This window comes from Allocatenococcus thiocycli, from assembly GCF_921292965.1.
In the GTDB taxonomy this organism is placed as follows: Bacteria; Pseudomonadota; Gammaproteobacteria; order Enterobacterales; family Vibrionaceae; genus Vibrio; species Vibrio natriegens.
The window spans coordinates 22,811-38,063 of the sequence record NZ_CAKLCK010000006.1 but is presented as its reverse complement, the minus strand read 5'-3'; the positions used below and the strand labels follow the sequence as shown (position 1 = coordinate 38,063).

Genomic DNA, 15,253 nt, shown 5'->3' with positions numbered 1-15,253 from the left:
ATGCATCGCTTCGGAACCAGAGGTTGAGGCTTAATTATAGAGACGCATATTAGCTGATTCGCCAGATATCATTGCCTGCAAATGCAAAAATTGTTCGTGTGCATGAGTCACGTGTTGTAATTCAATCATCCATTCCGCGTTACGTTGCGCGGTACAAAATGCTGCCATGTGTGCAAGTAAGTCTTCACTTTGCTGCGCGAGCAGGTGACTTAAGCGCTCAATCAGATCATGGCTTTCCAATTGTAAGAACTGAAATAATGCATACGTTTGGTTGAGTGCTGAAAAAGCTGCACGTTGCGAACCGAGTCTATTGAGAATCTCCGACTGTGCCACGCTAGCATCACGTAGTCCGCTAATAAGACAAATAAATTGGCAGGGTTTGGTTTGTTCGTTTTCTAACGCTGAGTGGATGTGATTGGGTAAATGATTAAGTACATCTTCATATAAACGATGCGCTTCAGGCCAGTGACCCTGTCGTATTAATTGCCCAGCTTTCATGTAGCGCATCCAGCATTGCTCGATATCCATGTCCAACTCCCCAAATTAGATTGAATATGATATTAAATGAAAATGATTATCAATTGCAAGTGTGTGTTGTTGTCATTTTTTGTGGTTTAGTTGTTCATAAAGTGTTCGGTTAGACCGCGATGTAATGTAAATCACTTAAAATTAAACAAATAATCTCTACACTCAATTGAACACAATAAGAAAAAGGAAGCGGATATGGCAATACTAAGGCTAGAACCTAAGCAGTTGTATTCTGTAGCTGATCTAGAGAATATGCCATGTAAGTCTACCAAGGAATTACCTCCTATTGATGAAATCGTGGGGCAGGAGCGCGCTCAAAAGGCAGTTGAGTTTGCGATGTCAATCAAGGAGAAAGGGTACAATATTTACGCAATCGGTCAGAATGGTCTGGGTAAACGTACCATGATTTTGCGTTACTTAAATCGTCATCAACACGATGTAGAAGCGTTATTTGATTGGTGTTATGTCGCGAATTTTGAAGACACTCGCACACCTAAAGTATTGAAATTGCCTTGTGGTATCGGTAATAAGTTACGAGTTGATATTGAAGCCTTAATGGGCAAGTTGCTCAATGCATTACCATTGGCATTTGATAACGAAATGTACTTTAGCCGCGCTGATCGTTTAAAAAACCAACTTGCTAACAAGCAACAAAATGAGTTGGATCGTATTAGCAAAGAAGCGAAAGATAAAGGCATTAGCCTGACGATCACAACACAAGGTGACTACCAGTTCGTTGCGATGAATGGTGATGAGCTGCATACCGAAGAGTCGTTTGATGCACTGAGCAAAAAAGAGCAAGAACAATTCAGTGATGCCATTGATGAGTTGGAAGTGGCGTTGCGCTCTATGGTACGTGAACTCACCGAGTGGGAAGAAACCTTTAGTGATAAGATCAAAAAGCTTAATGATGAAGTGACACTGGATGTCATTACTCACTTCATTAAGACGCTTAAGGTTGATTACTCTGAATATCCAGAGATCAAAACCTATCTTACTGAACTTCAGAAAGACATTGTCGAGAACGCCGATATCTTTCTTGACCAAAGTGGTGAGCAAGGCGAAATAGCGACCGCGTCTTTAGATAAGAAGTTACCTCGCCGCTACAAAGTGAATGTACTGGTCAGTCGTTTTAACAGTGATTTCCCAATTGTTGTCGAAGAGAACCCTAATTATCACTCGCTATTTGGTTCAATTGAAACGGCAACGTTTAAAGGCACCGTGTTTACCGATTTCTCGCTCATCCGGGCAGGTAGTTTGCACAAAGCCAATGGCGGCGTCCTTTTGATGGATGCACAGAAAGTGCTGGAGCAGCCTTATGTATGGGATGGCCTAAAGCGTGCGATTCGATCGCGTCAGTTAAGCTTTACCTCACTAGAGAAAGAAGTAACGTTAACCGGTGCGGTTTCACTCGATCCAGAGCCGATTCCGTTAGATATCAAAATAATCCTGTTTGGTGATTACCGAACTTATCAGTTGTTACAGCACTACGATCCAGAATTTAGCGAGCTATTTCGTGTTACGGCCGATTTCGAAGATGAAATGAGCCGAACGCCTGAGTCTGAGCTGCACTATGCACGCTTTATTTCTAGTGTCGTCCACGATAACAATATGCTGCACTGCGACAAGAAAGCCATTGCCCGTATTATCGAATACAGCTCACGTTTGTCTGGAGACCAGTCCAAGCTGTCGCTGCATTCAGCCAACATTGCTAACTTGCTCCGAGAATCAAACTACGTTGCTCGTCAGGCCAACTCCAACATGATTCGAACCGGGCATGTACAGGAAGCGCTGAAGAATCAAGAAATGCGAGTGAGCCGCTTGCGTGACAGTGTGATGGAGTCTTATGTCAATGGTACTACGCTGATACGCACTGAAGGTTCCGCAGTCGGGCAAGTCAATGCATTGTCGGTGTTGAGTACCAGTGACTATATGTTTGGTGCACCAAACCGCATTACCGCGACCACTTGCTATGGTGACGGTGAGGTGATTGATATTGAACGCAGTGTTGATCTCGGTGGTAGCATTCACTCCAAAGGGGTCATGATCTTATCGGCGTATTTGTCGTCTGTGTTCGGTAAAAATGCACGTGTTCCACTTACGACTACTATCACCTTTGAGCAGTCTTACGGCGGGGTCGATGGAGACAGTGCCAGTATGGCCGAGCTGTGTGCGGTTGCTTCTGCGTTTTCAAAACAGCCAAACCGTCAGGATATCGCCATCACAGGTTCGATGAATCAGTTTGGTGAAGCGCAACCCATTGGCGGTGTAAACGAAAAGATTGAAGGCTTTTATGACGTGTGTGTCATCAAAGGTCGTCATAGCGGTCAAGGGGTAATTATTCCAGCGTCGAATGCTCATAACCTGATGTTGCGATCCGATATCGTCACAGCGGTAGAAAAAGGCGAGTTTCATATTTGGGCGATAGACCATGTCACCGAAGCGATTGAACTGTTTACCGGAAAAGTGGCCGGAGAACCAACAGAAGAAGGCTCTTATCCGATCGATACGATTTTTGGTATCGCTCAAGCTAAGCTTAATGCATTGAGAAAGTAGACCAAATCTCGCGGAAAAGAGATTCAGTATCTGACTGAATCAAAAAACAAAAAGGCACATTCAGTGCCTTTTTCTATTCTTGTGTTGCAAGAAAAACGATGAGACAAATGCTGAACTACTTTAATTTCAGTTTGGTTCCGTCAAATTTGAGATTGCTCAGTAAGCGCTTTGCATTGGATTTGCCTACGTCATCAAATTCCACGCCGTAACGGGAGTAATGAGTCGATTTTTGCAGGTTACAAATGCGGCCGTTGAGTGGGGCTAGCATGCGGCTATCCTCCGGCATAGTTACATCTAACGAAATGAAGTCACCAACCTGTAGCGGACGACTCATTGGAGAGGTCACGAAACGACAGCCACTTCGAGAAATGTCTCTTATCTCACATTCGTTGCGATGTGTTTCGAAGCGTACATGAGCTTTCAAATTGACTTCGTAACGAACTTCTTTCCTAAGCTGATACACTTGCATCGTATTTGGCAGGTTGAGAACCAATAATGGATAAGGTTCACCCAAGCGATGCTGGATTTGCGCTCTAAAAGGAATAATCGCACCTTCACCGCGCTGAGAGTACGCTTTGATGTTGATCCAGAATCCTTCTTGAAAGTAGAACTTGAGATCTTCTTCCGAAATATTTGGTAGCTCTACCAACGCGGTATGGTTGGAGTGACAGCCAATAAAGGTGCTGGTGGTTATAAACTTAGTTCCTACGGGCGTCGTCACGTTTAAAGAAACTTCGCTTCCGTGTTCCACCATTGCCATTGCATCGGTGCTGTTGAGTATTGTCGCCTGACGTTCTGGTTCCCTCTTACTTTGAGAAGGTCGTTTGCCATCTCCGGCACTAATTATCATATTTCTCATTATTATGGTCGAACCTGAAAAGGGACTGATATGAAATGACTGGGCTTCCTAGCGTGGTATTGATTTTATTCAGTGATATAGTTCGATTCAATAAGTTAACCGAAAATAAGGAAGTAAGTTATGCAAAAAGTGACGCACGACAGTGAAAGTGGCATCTTTTGGGTTGAACTTGAGCAAGGCTTTAGCGCTAAAGTTGTGTATCAACTGCAAGATGGCGCAATGCATATTACCTCGACCGTGGTTCCTGAAGAGCTAAGAGGTAAGGGTTGCGGAAAGGTGATGATGGAAGCCGTACTGCCAGAAATTGAATCATTGGGCTACAAAATCGTCCCGGTTTGTCCTTATGTCGGGCACTATATTGATAAAAATAAACAGTGGGCACATCTTTTGGCGTAGGAGGACAAATGATCAACCCTCTCTATGTGAACATTGGCAATGAGCTAGGTCTGGGTAATCTTGCTTCAGTCGAAGTGATTCAGTCACTTTGGGGAGGTTACGGTGAACTGGTGCGAGTGAAGTTCTCCAAGCGTTCAATCATTGTAAAACATGTGACGCTTCCCAAACCATCAGAGCACCCAAGAGGCTGGAATACCGATCGCTCCCATCAACGTAAACTGCACTCTTATCAGGTTGAGGTCAGTTGGTATGAACACTTTAGCCAATCTGTCGACGAACATTGTCGGATACCGAAAGGGTTAAAATGCTTTCAAACGGACAATGAATGGTTGATCGTTATGGAAGATCTCGCCGAGGCGGGGTTCACCAAAGTGATGGCTCAAGCGTCCAAAAAACATTTACGGGCTTGTCTTTCTTGGTTGGCGCATTTTCATGCCCGCTATATCGGGGTTTGCCACGATCAGCTATGGGATATTGGAACGTATTGGCATTTGGCAACGAGGCCAGATGAACTGGACGCGTTAGAAGATAAAGAGTTAAAACAAGCTACTTCGTTAATTGATAGCACACTTACCTGCGCAAAATATCAAACTATTGTTCATGGCGATGCTAAATTAGCCAACTTTTGTTTTGATGACACAGAGTCATTAGTTGCCGCAGTCGATTTTCAATATGTTGGCCATGGCTGTGCGATGAAGGACGTGGCGCTGTTTATGAGCAGTGCGGTCGAGCCAGATGCGTGTTCAGAAATGGAAATTTGGGTTCTTGATATCTACTTCGCAGAACTAAGGTATGCTCTTCAAATCTACCAGCCACAGCTTGATGCACAAGCGGTCGAGCAAGAGTGGCGTCCGTTGTTTCCTGTCGCCTGGGCTGACTTTCAGCGTTTTGTAAAAGGCTGGAGCCCAAAGCATTGGAAAATTAATCCCTACACTGAAGCGCTGACCGCGAGAGCGATTGCTTATCTGAAAGGCCAATCTGAATGAAAAAGCCTCCATGTGGAGGCTGAATTCTAATTCTTACTCGGTCTTATACGTGCCATGTAATAGGTATTGATGAACTCACCATCGCGGAAGGAACCATCAATTGCTTCGCCTTCGATCTCGAAGCCATGCTTTTTGTAAAGGCCGATGGCTGCGTCGTTGTCGGCGTTCACCTCTATTTGAATGCGTCTTACATTTAACCAGTTATCGGCTAACACTGTCACTGTCTCAATCAACTTACTGCCGACACCAAGGCCGTGAAAACGGTCGTGAACACCAATCCCAAAAGAAGCCGTATGTGACGTTCTTGGACGTTGTGAGTGATGAAAGCCGATATTGCCGACCACTTTTCCATCCACTTCAGCGACATAGCTGTAAACGCCAGCGGGCATGTTAGTCAACCTTTCCACCCACATGGCGATAGACGGGTTAGGGAGCTGCAGGGTTTCACGTTGCGCTTTAGGCTGGGAATAGATTTCAACGAGCGCTGCTGCGTCTTCAACCATGGTTGGACGTACGATTATTTCCATGCTTCTCTCCTATGTGCTTGTTTTTCCTTAATCTAACCACTGTTTTGGCTTTTGAATAGTACTTTTTAGACTTTAGTGAATTTATACGTTTAAAATTAGTGGATTATGTTAGTGGTGCTTTGAGTTTATATAGTGTTTTAGGGCTGGGAATACAGACAAGATTGAAAAGGTGTTGGATTTTTATACTGAAACTTTACGCGCTTATAGGCAATTGTGGCGAATTTGCTTTTAGCGGAGAAAGAGGGTTTTCAAACTGTGAAGTGGGTAGCCGCCTAGAGTTGATTTGAATCAAGAGAGGTTGGAGTTACCTCTTATGAGGTATGGGGAAGACGTACGTTTCGGGCTATTTATGCTTAACTTGATAAAGGAGCTTCTTTGAGGAAACGTGATGAAATCTTTCCCGTCAAAAATGTCCCAAAGTCGTCGCCGATTTTTGCGTGATACTGCTCGAACAGCAATGGGCGTTGGTGCTGCAGCCTGTGTATTGGGGCTACAGTCTTTGCAAAGTCAAGCTCGCGAAACCAAAGGGGTCCCAATCCGGCCACCGGGTGCTCTGCCAGAGGGCGACTTTGAATCTGCCTGCATACGCTGTGGGTTGTGCGTACAAGCATGCCCATACGATACGTTAAAGCTTGCTACGTTACTGTCTCCAGTCGCTACTGGCTCACCGTATTTCACTGCACGCGACATACCCTGCGAAATGTGTGATGACATTCCGTGTGTGGTCGCGTGTCCGAGTGGGGCTCTCGATCCTGAATTAACCAACATTGATGATGCCCGCATGGGAACCGCCGTTCTCATCGATCACGAAACGTGCCTTAACTGGCAAGGCTTACGTTGTGATGTTTGCTATCGAGTCTGTCCTCTTATTGACGAGGCGATTACTCTAGAAAAAATTCACAATGACCGCACAGGCTACCACGCCAAGCTAATCCCAACCGTTAATTCTGAGGTCTGTACAGGTTGTGGTAAATGTGAGCAGGCATGTGTACTGGATGTGTCTGCAATTAAGGTTGTGCCTACGGACTTAGCGAAAGGCAAAGTGGGCAGCCATTACAACTTCGGTTGGCAGGAAATAGATAAACCTTTAGAGAACGTGCTTCCAGAAGAGAACCCTGTACCGACAGGTGCACTTGAGTCTCTAAAAGGAGGTAAGTAATGGCTAAAAACTTAGCTCAAGATGCGGGTAAAGAGGCGATAGAAAAGCTTGGCTGGTGGCGAGCACACCGATTCCTAATCTTACGCAGGCTTTGCCAACTTACCATTATCGCGCTGTTTATGGCTGGGCCAACGCTAGGTGTTTTTTCGGGTAATCTTTCCTCTAGCATGTTGCTTGATACGGTTCCCATGAGCGATCCGCTGATCGTATTGCAGGCATTGGCTACTGGGCATGTACCGGAGTTTAATGTCTTGTTAGGGGTAGCCATCGTTATTGTGTTTTATGCGATTCTTGCGCCACGAGCATTTTGCGCATGGGTTTGTCCTTTGAATGTGGTGACAGACTTTGCTGCTTGGCTGCGGCGAAAACTGAATATTAAAGCGAGTTATCGCTGGTCTCCATCATTGCGCTACTGGTTAATTCCAGTTTTGATGTTAGGCAGTGCATTATCAGGCACGATTCTCTGGACATGGATAGACCCAGTGGCCGCGTTGCACCGAGGGCTTGTGTTTGGCATGGGAGCGGGTTGGGTTTTAGTTGGGCTCGTTTTTGTTCTGGATCTACTGCTGGTAGAACATGGGTGGTGTGGTCACCTGTGTCCTTTAGGAGCAACCTACGGTGTCATCGGCAGAAAGAGTATTCTCAGAGTTACTGCTGTACGACGTGAAGCTTGTACCAAATGCATGGATTGTTTTTACGTCTGCCCAGAACCAGAGGTTTTGAGGTTACCGTTAAAAGAAGGGGATCGCCGGGTGATGGATCAAAACTGCATCAGCTGCGGACGTTGTTTGGATGTGTGTCCGGAACACGTCTTTGAATTTAAAAATCGCCTGAGCGTAAAGAATATCGATTAAGCGTTATTTTACTTTTGCAGTAGATATACCCAAATGACTTCAAGATGCGGGATTCAGAGCGTTGTCACTGATACTAGTTCAAGGAAAATAATGCAGCGGAATAGCAAGCTCTTTCCAAGTTATTTGACGCAGAAATTGTGTCAGTGACACGCTCCCGAAGGGCGAGTTGTCTTGACTCACAGCCTTTGTTAACGATTTTTGATTTAGAACCACTAGATCTTCAAATCGTTGCCGCGTCTGAGCGCCAAGTCATTCTCGCTGAACCAAGTATCTCGAGGTTATTTGGGTATAATAATGATATTGCGAATTTGTTACATTTAGGGCTATGATGATGCCTTCATATCTAAAGGATGCATCATGAATACCTCTTCTCAAGGCTGGAGAACACCGCAAAACTTCTTATTGCTCATCTCCATAATCGTGCCAATCGCCTTTTCAACTTGGATGGCGCTGCTCAACAATTTCGTTATTGAAAAAGCAAACTTTGATGGCTCAGACATCGGTTTGTTACAAAGTGTACGTGAAGTGCCGGGCTTTTTGTCGTTTACCGCCGTATTTGTGCTGCTGTTTATTCGCGAGCAACGCTTCATGCTGGTCTCTCTGGCCATGCTGACATTAGGCACGGCAATAACAGGTTATTTTCCCACTCTGTACGGTTTACTTTTTACGACCTTGTTAATGTCCACCGGATTCCATTATTTCGAAACGTTGAAACAGTCTCTCTCGTTACAGTGGCTGTCTAAAGACGAAGCACCAGAAATGCTAGGTAAGTTCATTTCGGTAGGTGCTCTTGCCTCTCTGATTACCTATGGCGCGTTGTGGGTGATGCTAGAGCAACTTAAACTGGATTTTCAAACGGTTTATATGGTGATGGGCGGGATAGGCTTTGTGCTTATCTTGGTAATGGCATTTGCTTTCCCTCAGTTTAAATCCACAGTACCGCAGAACAAGAAGTTGGTATTGCGTAAACGCTATTGGCTCTACTACGCGCTGACGTTTATGAGTGGGGCTCGTCGCCAGATCTTCACCGTTTTTGCAGGATTCTTAATGGTCGAGAAGTTCGGTTATTCAGCGGCGGATATCACCTTACTGTTTTTGATTAACTACTTATTTAATTTCCTGTTTGCTAAACGAATTGGCCGATTTATTGGTGTTGTCGGAGAGCGTAAGGCGTTGATGTTTGAATACGTCGGTTTGATCTTTGTGTTTGTTGGCTACGGATTAGTTCAAACTGCGGAATGGGCAGCAGCGCTATACGTGGTTGATCATCTGTTCTTCGCTTTGGCACTAGCGATTAAAACGTACTTCCAAAAGATAGCTGATCCGGCAGATATGGCATCGACGGCGGGCGTAGCATTCACCATCAACCATATTGCTGCGGTTGTCATTCCAGTTACGTTTGGTGTTATCTGGCTGGTTTCACCTTCAAGTGTTTTCTACATTGGTGCTGGTATGGCGGCAGTGAGTTTGTTGTTTTCGCTCAACATTCCTGCCAAGCCAGAAGAAGGCAATGAAACTCGTGTGCTGAGATGGAGTTAAGATTTATTACGTCATCTGCTCACGATGATCTGATTTAACAATGGGATGCACTGGCATCCCATTTTTGTGTCCGAATAGAACGATATAAAGCTTAGTGCTAGTGTGATTAAGTCTCTGTTAGCTTGTCGCTGCCCTTATTGCGTTTAGCTATAGTTCGGATAATGAAGTAGCCAATAATAGAAATAAGTACCGTGTTGCCAGTGGCGATGATGAGCATCTGCGTTAGGACTTTATTAAAAGGTTCAGCATAAAAGATGGTGTCAAGATAGGCTGAGCAGCCATAGCCCAGAATATTACCAATCAGTGCGAGTACCACGAAAAGTATAACGTCTTGCCTGTCGAAGCCTCCGTCGTCTAAGCGGTGACGAGTTAGGTAGGGGAAGAGTCCCATAATCAGACCGACAACGCCAGAACCCGCCACCCAAGTTAACCATAAGCCCCAACCCGCGAACTGATCCGTGATCCAGTGGCCGATAATGCCCACCAAAAAACCGACAATAGGTCCGAATAACACCGAGTACACGGCTAATATCGCCATGGCTGGTTTTAGGGTTGTGTTAGCAAAGACAGGGACGCCAAACATAGGAAGGCCGCCGATACCGTAGAGTAAAGCGCCGCTAGCGATAACGATGAGAGTTTTGCCGAAAAGATTCATAGATAGCCTCTGCTTAATAGTCAGCGTTGAATATCGTTCACTTACATTACTTTGAATTATCGATAATTTTGCTGTTTATTACAGCTTAGCAGTAACCCAATTGATTGGGCTTTGGACGAGGTCGGTTTGAAAACAGTGTGTGATAAAACTCACGTATACGAAGGGTGCAGAAATAAAAAAGGAGCGGATATCCGCCCCTTTGTGAGTATGTAGCAAAGTCCATGTATTAATGGTCTAAGTACAGATAGTTTTGCCAGCTCTTCATGCGGATAAGTACTTTACGCATGATAGAAACATGGTGGAAGCTGTCTGAATAAACCGCGACTTCAACAGCTGTACCCATCGGAAGATGGAACTCACTCAAGTCATCGGTAATTTTGAGTTTGACAAACACTCGTCCACTCGTACGAAGTGCGTCTGTGCCCAACAGAGACCCACGTGCCTGGAATTGGCTTTCACCGATTGCTGGGATAACTTCAACCACTTCACCACGGAATACTCGGCCTGGGATCGCACGGAACATGAATTCAGCTTCAAAGCCGGGCTCTAGTCGTTGTAGTGAGTTTTGTCTGAAGGCCGCTGTGTAGAACTGGTTGGCTTCTGTATGAACAAAGGTCATTGCCGGAGCCAGTGGTAGAGGTACCGCCATCACGCCAGGACGTAAAGCAAGTTGGGTCACGTAGCCGTCGGTCGGAGCACGAACCACCGTTTGATCTAAATTGAACTCAGCTTTGCGTAATTCGGCAAGCAATTGAGCAACTTGGGTATTCTCTCCGCCTACTTCTGAATCTAGCGCAATTTGGGCTTGTTCTCTTTGTTGCAATGCGACTTCTAGCGTGGCTTCTGCCGCTTTGTAAGCCTGACGACGAGTATCTAGGTCTTGTTCAGTAAATGCGCCGCGATCAAACCCTCGTTGGTAGCGGTCGAACTCTCGCTTCGCTTTATCTCGTTCTGCTTGCGCCTTGATAATGCCTGCCTGTGCCTCTTGCACCCCAGATTCTAAACCTAAAGCCCCTTGGCTCGCTTCTTTTACTTTTGCTTCAAGACGCGCAACTTCGGCCTCAAAAGGTGTCGGATCGATTCTAAATAGTATATCGCCCGTCTTTAATGGTTCGTTTGGTTGTACCGGCACTTCGATTACACGACCACGAACACCAGAAACGATAGGTGTGGTCGGGTAGATCTGATTACCTATCTGAGTAAAGGGATGGTTGTAGTTCATAAGAAGCACGAGCGTGCCTATCAGTACAACGCCACCAAGGACAGCGGTTGGTACCGACCATTTGTTAAGTGGGATCTTGAAAATTTTGAAAATCGCGATACAAAAGGCTGTGTAAGTCAGGATCAACAATAAATCCATTATTTTTCCTCTTTACTTAGGTCAGCGGTAGGATTTTGCTGAGTTTGTTTCTTTAATACAGATATTTCATTTTTTAGCTCGTTTACTTCGTCAATGAGCTCTTCAAGACGATGATGAATATCGTGTGTTTCTTGTTCCAGTTGTTTAAAGCCCCAGCCTCGCTCTTTGCGCCATAATGTCGCCCAAATCCACAGGAAAGGCCACAAAGCGTGAAGTGTGAACAAACTTACCCAGCCAGCGTAATGAATCGCATCTTGATGTGGGTGTTCACGTTCTTTAGCAATTTCGTAGGGAATATCGTGAATGACGATGATTCCGTAGAAAATAACCAAAGCAACGAAAATGAGTATCCCAAGTGCAAAATAGTCTAGAAACATCTTATTTACCCGTGCTTGTTGCTATATGAAAAAAGTTACGTAAATGAGTTGCTTAAGTATTTGATACAAATATAAATGAATCAAGTATTTTTGACGGTTATGCTCCGCTACTTCCAAGATGCTTTGTTCTGTCTCAAATAGTGCACATTGAGAGACAAAGTGGTTTAAAGTTTTTGTCCCTTTGCATAGGGATTGCAATCATCAATTGTCTGGAAGAATTACAGCCTTTTGATACGCCAGTTGTTTAAAACAACTTGTACCCTGAATAGTTAAGTAATAGACCTATATGGGAAGGAATGGAAACGCATTGCGGTACTTAGGAGAAGCAGCAGAGAAAATTACTGCTGCTATGTCGGCAATTACTTAAACGTTGACCGTTATGTCGCTTAAAAGCTGGGGATCATTTATAACTCGGTACAAACTTGGTTGCGGCCATTGGCTTTCGCGCGGTATAGCGCTTTATCGGCGCGATAAAAGGTACGCTGTGTATTTTCACCTTCTCGGTGGACAGTGACACCGATAGAAACCGTTAGGCCACGCTCACCTAGAATGTCACTCCAGCTATAGTGGTAAATTTGCTCTCGGTAGTTGTCTGCGTGGTTCTCTGCATACTCTAACTTATCGTCTTCAAGGATGACGAGAAACTCTTCACCACCAAAGCGGATGCATGAAGCGCCTGGAAAATTAAAGTAGTTAGCCAAATGCTTTGAAACGCTCTGGATGGCTTTGTCACCGACCAAATGGCTCAGTTCATCATTGATCGACTTGAAGTGGTCGATATCAATGACTAGGAGCGCAAAAGCTGTATCGCGAAGTAGTAAATCTTTCAGCTTCACTTCTAACCAGCGACGATTGTGTAAAGACGTTAATGGGTCGGTAAAAACGTCCTGCTGCAATTGAGCAACGGTATTCTTGTGTTGTTTTGTAGTCTCTTTGAGTTCTTTGTTTTCGATCTCTGACAAGATAAGTTTGAGCTGTAATTCAAAGCGATCCAGACGATGTAACTGAGCAGCGCCCAGATCGCTGATTGGGATACGTTTTACCAGTTCAGACTCAATATTAAATGCACGTTTTTCGCAATCAAGTGCGAGCTCAAACTTACCTTGAGAAGCACTAATTTTACTCATCACATTATAATATGTGCGGGCAAGCATCGCGGAAGAGTGTTTCTTAATTCGCTTAGCAACGGAATCCATAATTAAGTTGGCTAAAGCGGTATTGCCACTCCCATTCAGACAGTATGCCGTCTCCATTTTGACCATCGCAGACAACCAAAACGTTGTGGAGCTGCCCGAAGTATACTGGACACTAGAAAGTGCAAGTAAAGCGTTTGAATAGTCATGGTTCAATTGATGCAGTTTGGCTCGATAAAGGTGAATTTGGCCTGCGAGGTTTTTATCACTGACCAGAATACTGAGCTCTTCACATTCAGTGAGTAGCTCCAAAGCATCATCTGTGTGTTTTAGACAGATGTAACATGCGAGCATGTATAGCTTATAGCGTAAACGCAAGGAACGGCTGCTGATCGCATGGTCTATTGCCTCGATTTTTTTGTAAAAACGCAATGCACGTTCGTGATCCCCATAGGCATCACACAAGTTACCCATACCGACTATCGCTAATACATACTCGTCTATAAAGCCGTAATCAACCGCGATATATGTTGATTTAATATACTCGATCATCGCTGAATCATAATCACCGACATCAACCAGATGTTCACATAAACTCGACTTTACCGACAAAATATCCTCGGCATTCGCAGGTAGGGTGAGATGTTCCAAGGCTTGTCTGAGTTCGGCAATACTGTCGCTTAGCTGTCTTATCTCTTGGCGATACTCTGCACTGATAATATAACAATGTGCTTTTTCGAGACGGGTTTCGGCGATGTGCTCTCGAATATGTTTCCACAGTGCTATCGCATCTTCACCAGTCACCGATGATGGGTCAATGCCAGCCTGAGTCACTTTATTAAGCAATTGTTCCATTTTTCATTACCTCTATGTGGCTTTCTTCCAATTGCTCTAATGTGAACGGGAAAGTCAGAATATCTTGTAGATACAGTGTGGGCGTTGGTCCTTTCAGACCTTGCCGTTCCCATGGATAAATTTTAATCATGGACTGAACCGTCTTATACAGCGCTTCTGCAGCCTGGCCTTTATCTGCTATCAACATAGCCAACCGATCAGTAGAAAGTCGAGAAACTAAATCGCTTGGTGTGGTTAGAGAGTGGACGAGTTCGGTACAGGCATCCAAAAAAGCAGGGTCGGCATGACGGATCATGATAATTGCGTGATTCGATTGTTTAAGCTCACTTTTGAACAGAACAAGTTGCTCCCACCAGTAGGTTTCGGAAACAACGTTGGAGAGGTGCTTCTCAGGGTCATACTCATGCTGAGAACGAATATGGTTGATCAGCTTACGAGCACGCTGTTCAAGTTTACGCTTGGAGCTGTGCGCTTTATCCTGACTGAGTTGATGCCTTTGCTCTTTTAGCATTTTAAGCGAGTATTTACGGTACTTTTGGAAAGCCCGGAGCGCGGCTTCAAATTGTCCTCGTTCTTCGGCGACGCGTGACTGCTGATAGCAGATCTGACTCAGTAATTCACCGTTATCAAAGTGTCGGGCAGACTCTTCTGCTGCCATTAACAAGCTTGTCGCTCTTTCAGTGTTGTTGCGAAGTAGTTCTAGGCGAGCCCTGCTGATAAACGAATGCGCTTTCATCCAGGTAAGATCATGCTCCATGGCAATCTGATGCGCTTTTTTCGTTGCAACTTCAGCGGCGTCTAATCGCTCTAGTCCGAGTAAAGCCAGACCTTTGAAGTCCCATATTTCCGCTTTCCAGGTCGAATCGTCATGATCTTTGAGCGCGTCGATTGCGCCGTCAAGAACAGTCAACATTTTGACGTACTCGTTTATCAGGTAGTAATCCCATGCTAGTAAGATACGGGCTTTGCCTTCCAACCAGGCAATACGGACGTTGTTTGCCACTTTTACGGCTAATTCATGGGTTGATGCGGCAAGTTTATGTTCATTGGTGATACGCCAAACGTTACCGAGACCGATGAGTGACTCAATTTGGATTTCGATATTATCGACAAGGGCAGACTGTTCGAGTGCGTTAATCCAGTATTGTTGAGCTGAAAAATACTTGGCTTGTCCCCAGTACTGAAGCGCAAAGGTATGAAGAATCTCGGGAAGGTGGTCGTCGGTCTCTAGCTGGCTCTGCTTTTCGTAGGCAATTTTGATGAGCTTAAGACCTTGACGATAGTCCATGGAGCACCAGCTACAGTGTGCCATGATAACTAAGGCTTGGATCTCGCCTTCGATAAATAGCCCTTGTTCTGCGGTAACACGCAACTGCTCAGCTTTGCGCAGAGTGGAGTCAGGTTGAGATTTAATTTGCTCTTTAAGCAGAGCAAGCTCGTATTTTAGCTGGGTTTCGCTTCTATCCAAC

At 44.9% G+C, this 15,253-nt stretch carries 14 protein-coding genes; 6 read left to right on the top strand and 8 right to left on the bottom strand.

Features of this window, described 5'->3' with window-relative positions; translation table 11 throughout:
• Positions 1-30: 30 nt before the first annotated feature.
• On the bottom strand, positions 31-528 hold the full coding sequence (locus tag L9Q40_RS03795) for a hypothetical protein (RefSeq protein ID WP_498792113.1): 498 nt from the start codon (positions 526-528) through the stop codon (positions 31-33).
• Positions 529-723: 195 nt separating this feature from the next.
• On the opposite strand from L9Q40_RS03795, the gene L9Q40_RS03790 reads away from it, so the two are divergent.
• Positions 724-3,084, top strand: a complete 2,361-nt coding sequence (locus L9Q40_RS03790) for a Lon protease family protein (protein WP_498792111.1) — start codon at positions 724-726, stop codon at positions 3,082-3,084.
• 115 nt (positions 3,085-3,199) lie between these two features.
• Here L9Q40_RS03790 and L9Q40_RS03785 read toward each other — a convergent pair whose 3' ends face one another.
• Positions 3,200-3,934 (bottom strand): flagellar brake protein, encoded by a 735-nt coding sequence (locus tag L9Q40_RS03785; RefSeq protein ID WP_243978782.1) that lies wholly within the window; start codon positions 3,932-3,934, stop codon positions 3,200-3,202.
• A 129-nt stretch (positions 3,935-4,063) separates the two neighbouring features.
• Here L9Q40_RS03785 and L9Q40_RS03780 point away from each other — a divergent pair, with 129 nt between their 5' ends.
• On the top strand, positions 4,064-4,339 hold the full coding sequence (locus L9Q40_RS03780) for a GNAT family N-acetyltransferase (protein WP_020333428.1): 276 nt from the start codon (positions 4,064-4,066) through the stop codon (positions 4,337-4,339).
• An 8-nt stretch (positions 4,340-4,347) separates the two neighbouring features.
• Positions 4,348-5,325 carry a phosphotransferase gene (locus L9Q40_RS03775; RefSeq protein ID WP_498792109.1) on the top strand — a complete coding sequence of 326 codons (978 nt, stop codon included), beginning with the start codon at positions 4,348-4,350 and terminating at the stop codon, positions 5,323-5,325.
• Between the two features lie 26 nt (positions 5,326-5,351).
• Here L9Q40_RS03775 and L9Q40_RS03770 read toward each other — a convergent pair whose 3' ends face one another.
• Entirely contained in the window at positions 5,352-5,852 is a 501-nt protein-coding gene (locus L9Q40_RS03770) for a GNAT family N-acetyltransferase (protein ID WP_498792107.1), read from the bottom strand.
• A 388-nt stretch (positions 5,853-6,240) separates the two neighbouring features.
• Here L9Q40_RS03770 and napG point away from each other — a divergent pair, with 388 nt between their 5' ends.
• The 3 genes from napG to L9Q40_RS03755 all read left to right on the top strand — a co-directional run bounded on the left by napG (position 6,241) and on the right by L9Q40_RS03755 (position 9,404).
• Entirely contained in the window at positions 6,241-7,011 is a 771-nt protein-coding gene (napG, locus tag L9Q40_RS03765; RefSeq protein WP_014234929.1) for a ferredoxin-type protein NapG, read from the top strand.
• Complete coding sequence (gene napH, locus L9Q40_RS03760) at positions 7,011-7,865, top strand: quinol dehydrogenase ferredoxin subunit NapH (RefSeq protein ID WP_065298112.1); 855 nt, start codon at positions 7,011-7,013, stop codon at positions 7,863-7,865. Before napG ends, napH begins: the two co-directional genes overlap by 1 nt.
• A gap of 357 nt (positions 7,866-8,222) precedes the next feature.
• Entirely contained in the window at positions 8,223-9,404 is a 1,182-nt protein-coding gene (locus L9Q40_RS03755; RefSeq protein ID WP_239946720.1) for an MFS transporter, read from the top strand.
• A gap of 106 nt (positions 9,405-9,510) precedes the next feature.
• Here L9Q40_RS03755 and L9Q40_RS03750 read toward each other — a convergent pair whose 3' ends face one another.
• The 5 genes from L9Q40_RS03750 to L9Q40_RS03730 form a co-directional block, all read right to left on the bottom strand.
• On the bottom strand, positions 9,511-10,059 hold the full coding sequence (locus L9Q40_RS03750; RefSeq protein ID WP_014234926.1) for an ECF-type riboflavin transporter substrate-binding protein: 549 nt from the start codon (positions 10,057-10,059) through the stop codon (positions 9,511-9,513).
• Positions 10,060-10,285: 226 nt separating this feature from the next.
• Positions 10,286-11,419 carry an HlyD family secretion protein gene (locus tag L9Q40_RS03745; RefSeq protein ID WP_014234925.1) on the bottom strand — a complete coding sequence of 378 codons (1,134 nt, stop codon included), beginning with the start codon at positions 11,417-11,419 and terminating at the stop codon, positions 10,286-10,288.
• Positions 11,419-11,796 carry a DUF3302 domain-containing protein gene (locus L9Q40_RS03740; protein ID WP_498792103.1) on the bottom strand — a complete coding sequence of 126 codons (378 nt, stop codon included), beginning with the start codon at positions 11,794-11,796 and terminating at the stop codon, positions 11,419-11,421. The genes L9Q40_RS03745 and L9Q40_RS03740 overlap by 1 nt, the downstream gene beginning before the upstream one ends.
• A 404-nt stretch (positions 11,797-12,200) precedes the next feature.
• Positions 12,201-13,784 carry a GGDEF domain-containing protein gene (locus tag L9Q40_RS03735; protein WP_498792101.1) on the bottom strand — a complete coding sequence of 528 codons (1,584 nt, stop codon included), beginning with the start codon at positions 13,782-13,784 and terminating at the stop codon, positions 12,201-12,203.
• Positions 13,768-15,252 carry a hypothetical protein gene (locus tag L9Q40_RS03730; protein WP_498792099.1) on the bottom strand — a complete coding sequence of 495 codons (1,485 nt, stop codon included), beginning with the start codon at positions 15,250-15,252 and terminating at the stop codon, positions 13,768-13,770. The genes L9Q40_RS03735 and L9Q40_RS03730 overlap by 17 nt, the downstream gene beginning before the upstream one ends.
• Position 15,253: the final 1 nt, after the last annotated feature.

Coding starts and splice junctions, on each gene's coding strand:
- L9Q40_RS03775 (WP_498792109.1), top strand. CDS start 4,348: ATGATCAACCCTCTCTATGTGAACATTGGCAATGAGCTAGGTCTGGGT.
- L9Q40_RS03780 (WP_020333428.1), top strand. CDS start 4,064: ATGCAAAAAGTGACGCACGACAGTGAAAGTGGCATCTTTTGGGTTGAA.
- L9Q40_RS03740 (WP_498792103.1), bottom strand. CDS start 11,796: ATGTTTCTAGACTATTTTGCACTTGGGATACTCATTTTCGTTGCTTTG.
- napG (WP_014234929.1), top strand. CDS start 6,241: ATGAAATCTTTCCCGTCAAAAATGTCCCAAAGTCGTCGCCGATTTTTG.
- L9Q40_RS03755 (WP_239946720.1), top strand. CDS start 8,223: ATGAATACCTCTTCTCAAGGCTGGAGAACACCGCAAAACTTCTTATTG.
- L9Q40_RS03785 (WP_243978782.1), bottom strand. CDS start 3,934: ATGATAATTAGTGCCGGAGATGGCAAACGACCTTCTCAAAGTAAGAGG.
- L9Q40_RS03745 (WP_014234925.1), bottom strand. CDS start 11,419: ATGGATTTATTGTTGATCCTGACTTACACAGCCTTTTGTATCGCGATT.
- L9Q40_RS03790 (WP_498792111.1), top strand. CDS start 724: ATGGCAATACTAAGGCTAGAACCTAAGCAGTTGTATTCTGTAGCTGAT.
- L9Q40_RS03770 (WP_498792107.1), bottom strand. CDS start 5,852: ATGGAAATAATCGTACGTCCAACCATGGTTGAAGACGCAGCAGCGCTC.
- L9Q40_RS03750 (WP_014234926.1), bottom strand. CDS start 10,059: ATGAATCTTTTCGGCAAAACTCTCATCGTTATCGCTAGCGGCGCTTTA.
- L9Q40_RS03735 (WP_498792101.1), bottom strand. CDS start 13,784: ATGGAACAATTGCTTAATAAAGTGACTCAGGCTGGCATTGACCCATCA.
- napH (WP_065298112.1), top strand. CDS start 7,011: ATGGCTAAAAACTTAGCTCAAGATGCGGGTAAAGAGGCGATAGAAAAG.
- L9Q40_RS03795 (WP_498792113.1), bottom strand. CDS start 528: ATGGATATCGAGCAATGCTGGATGCGCTACATGAAAGCTGGGCAATTA.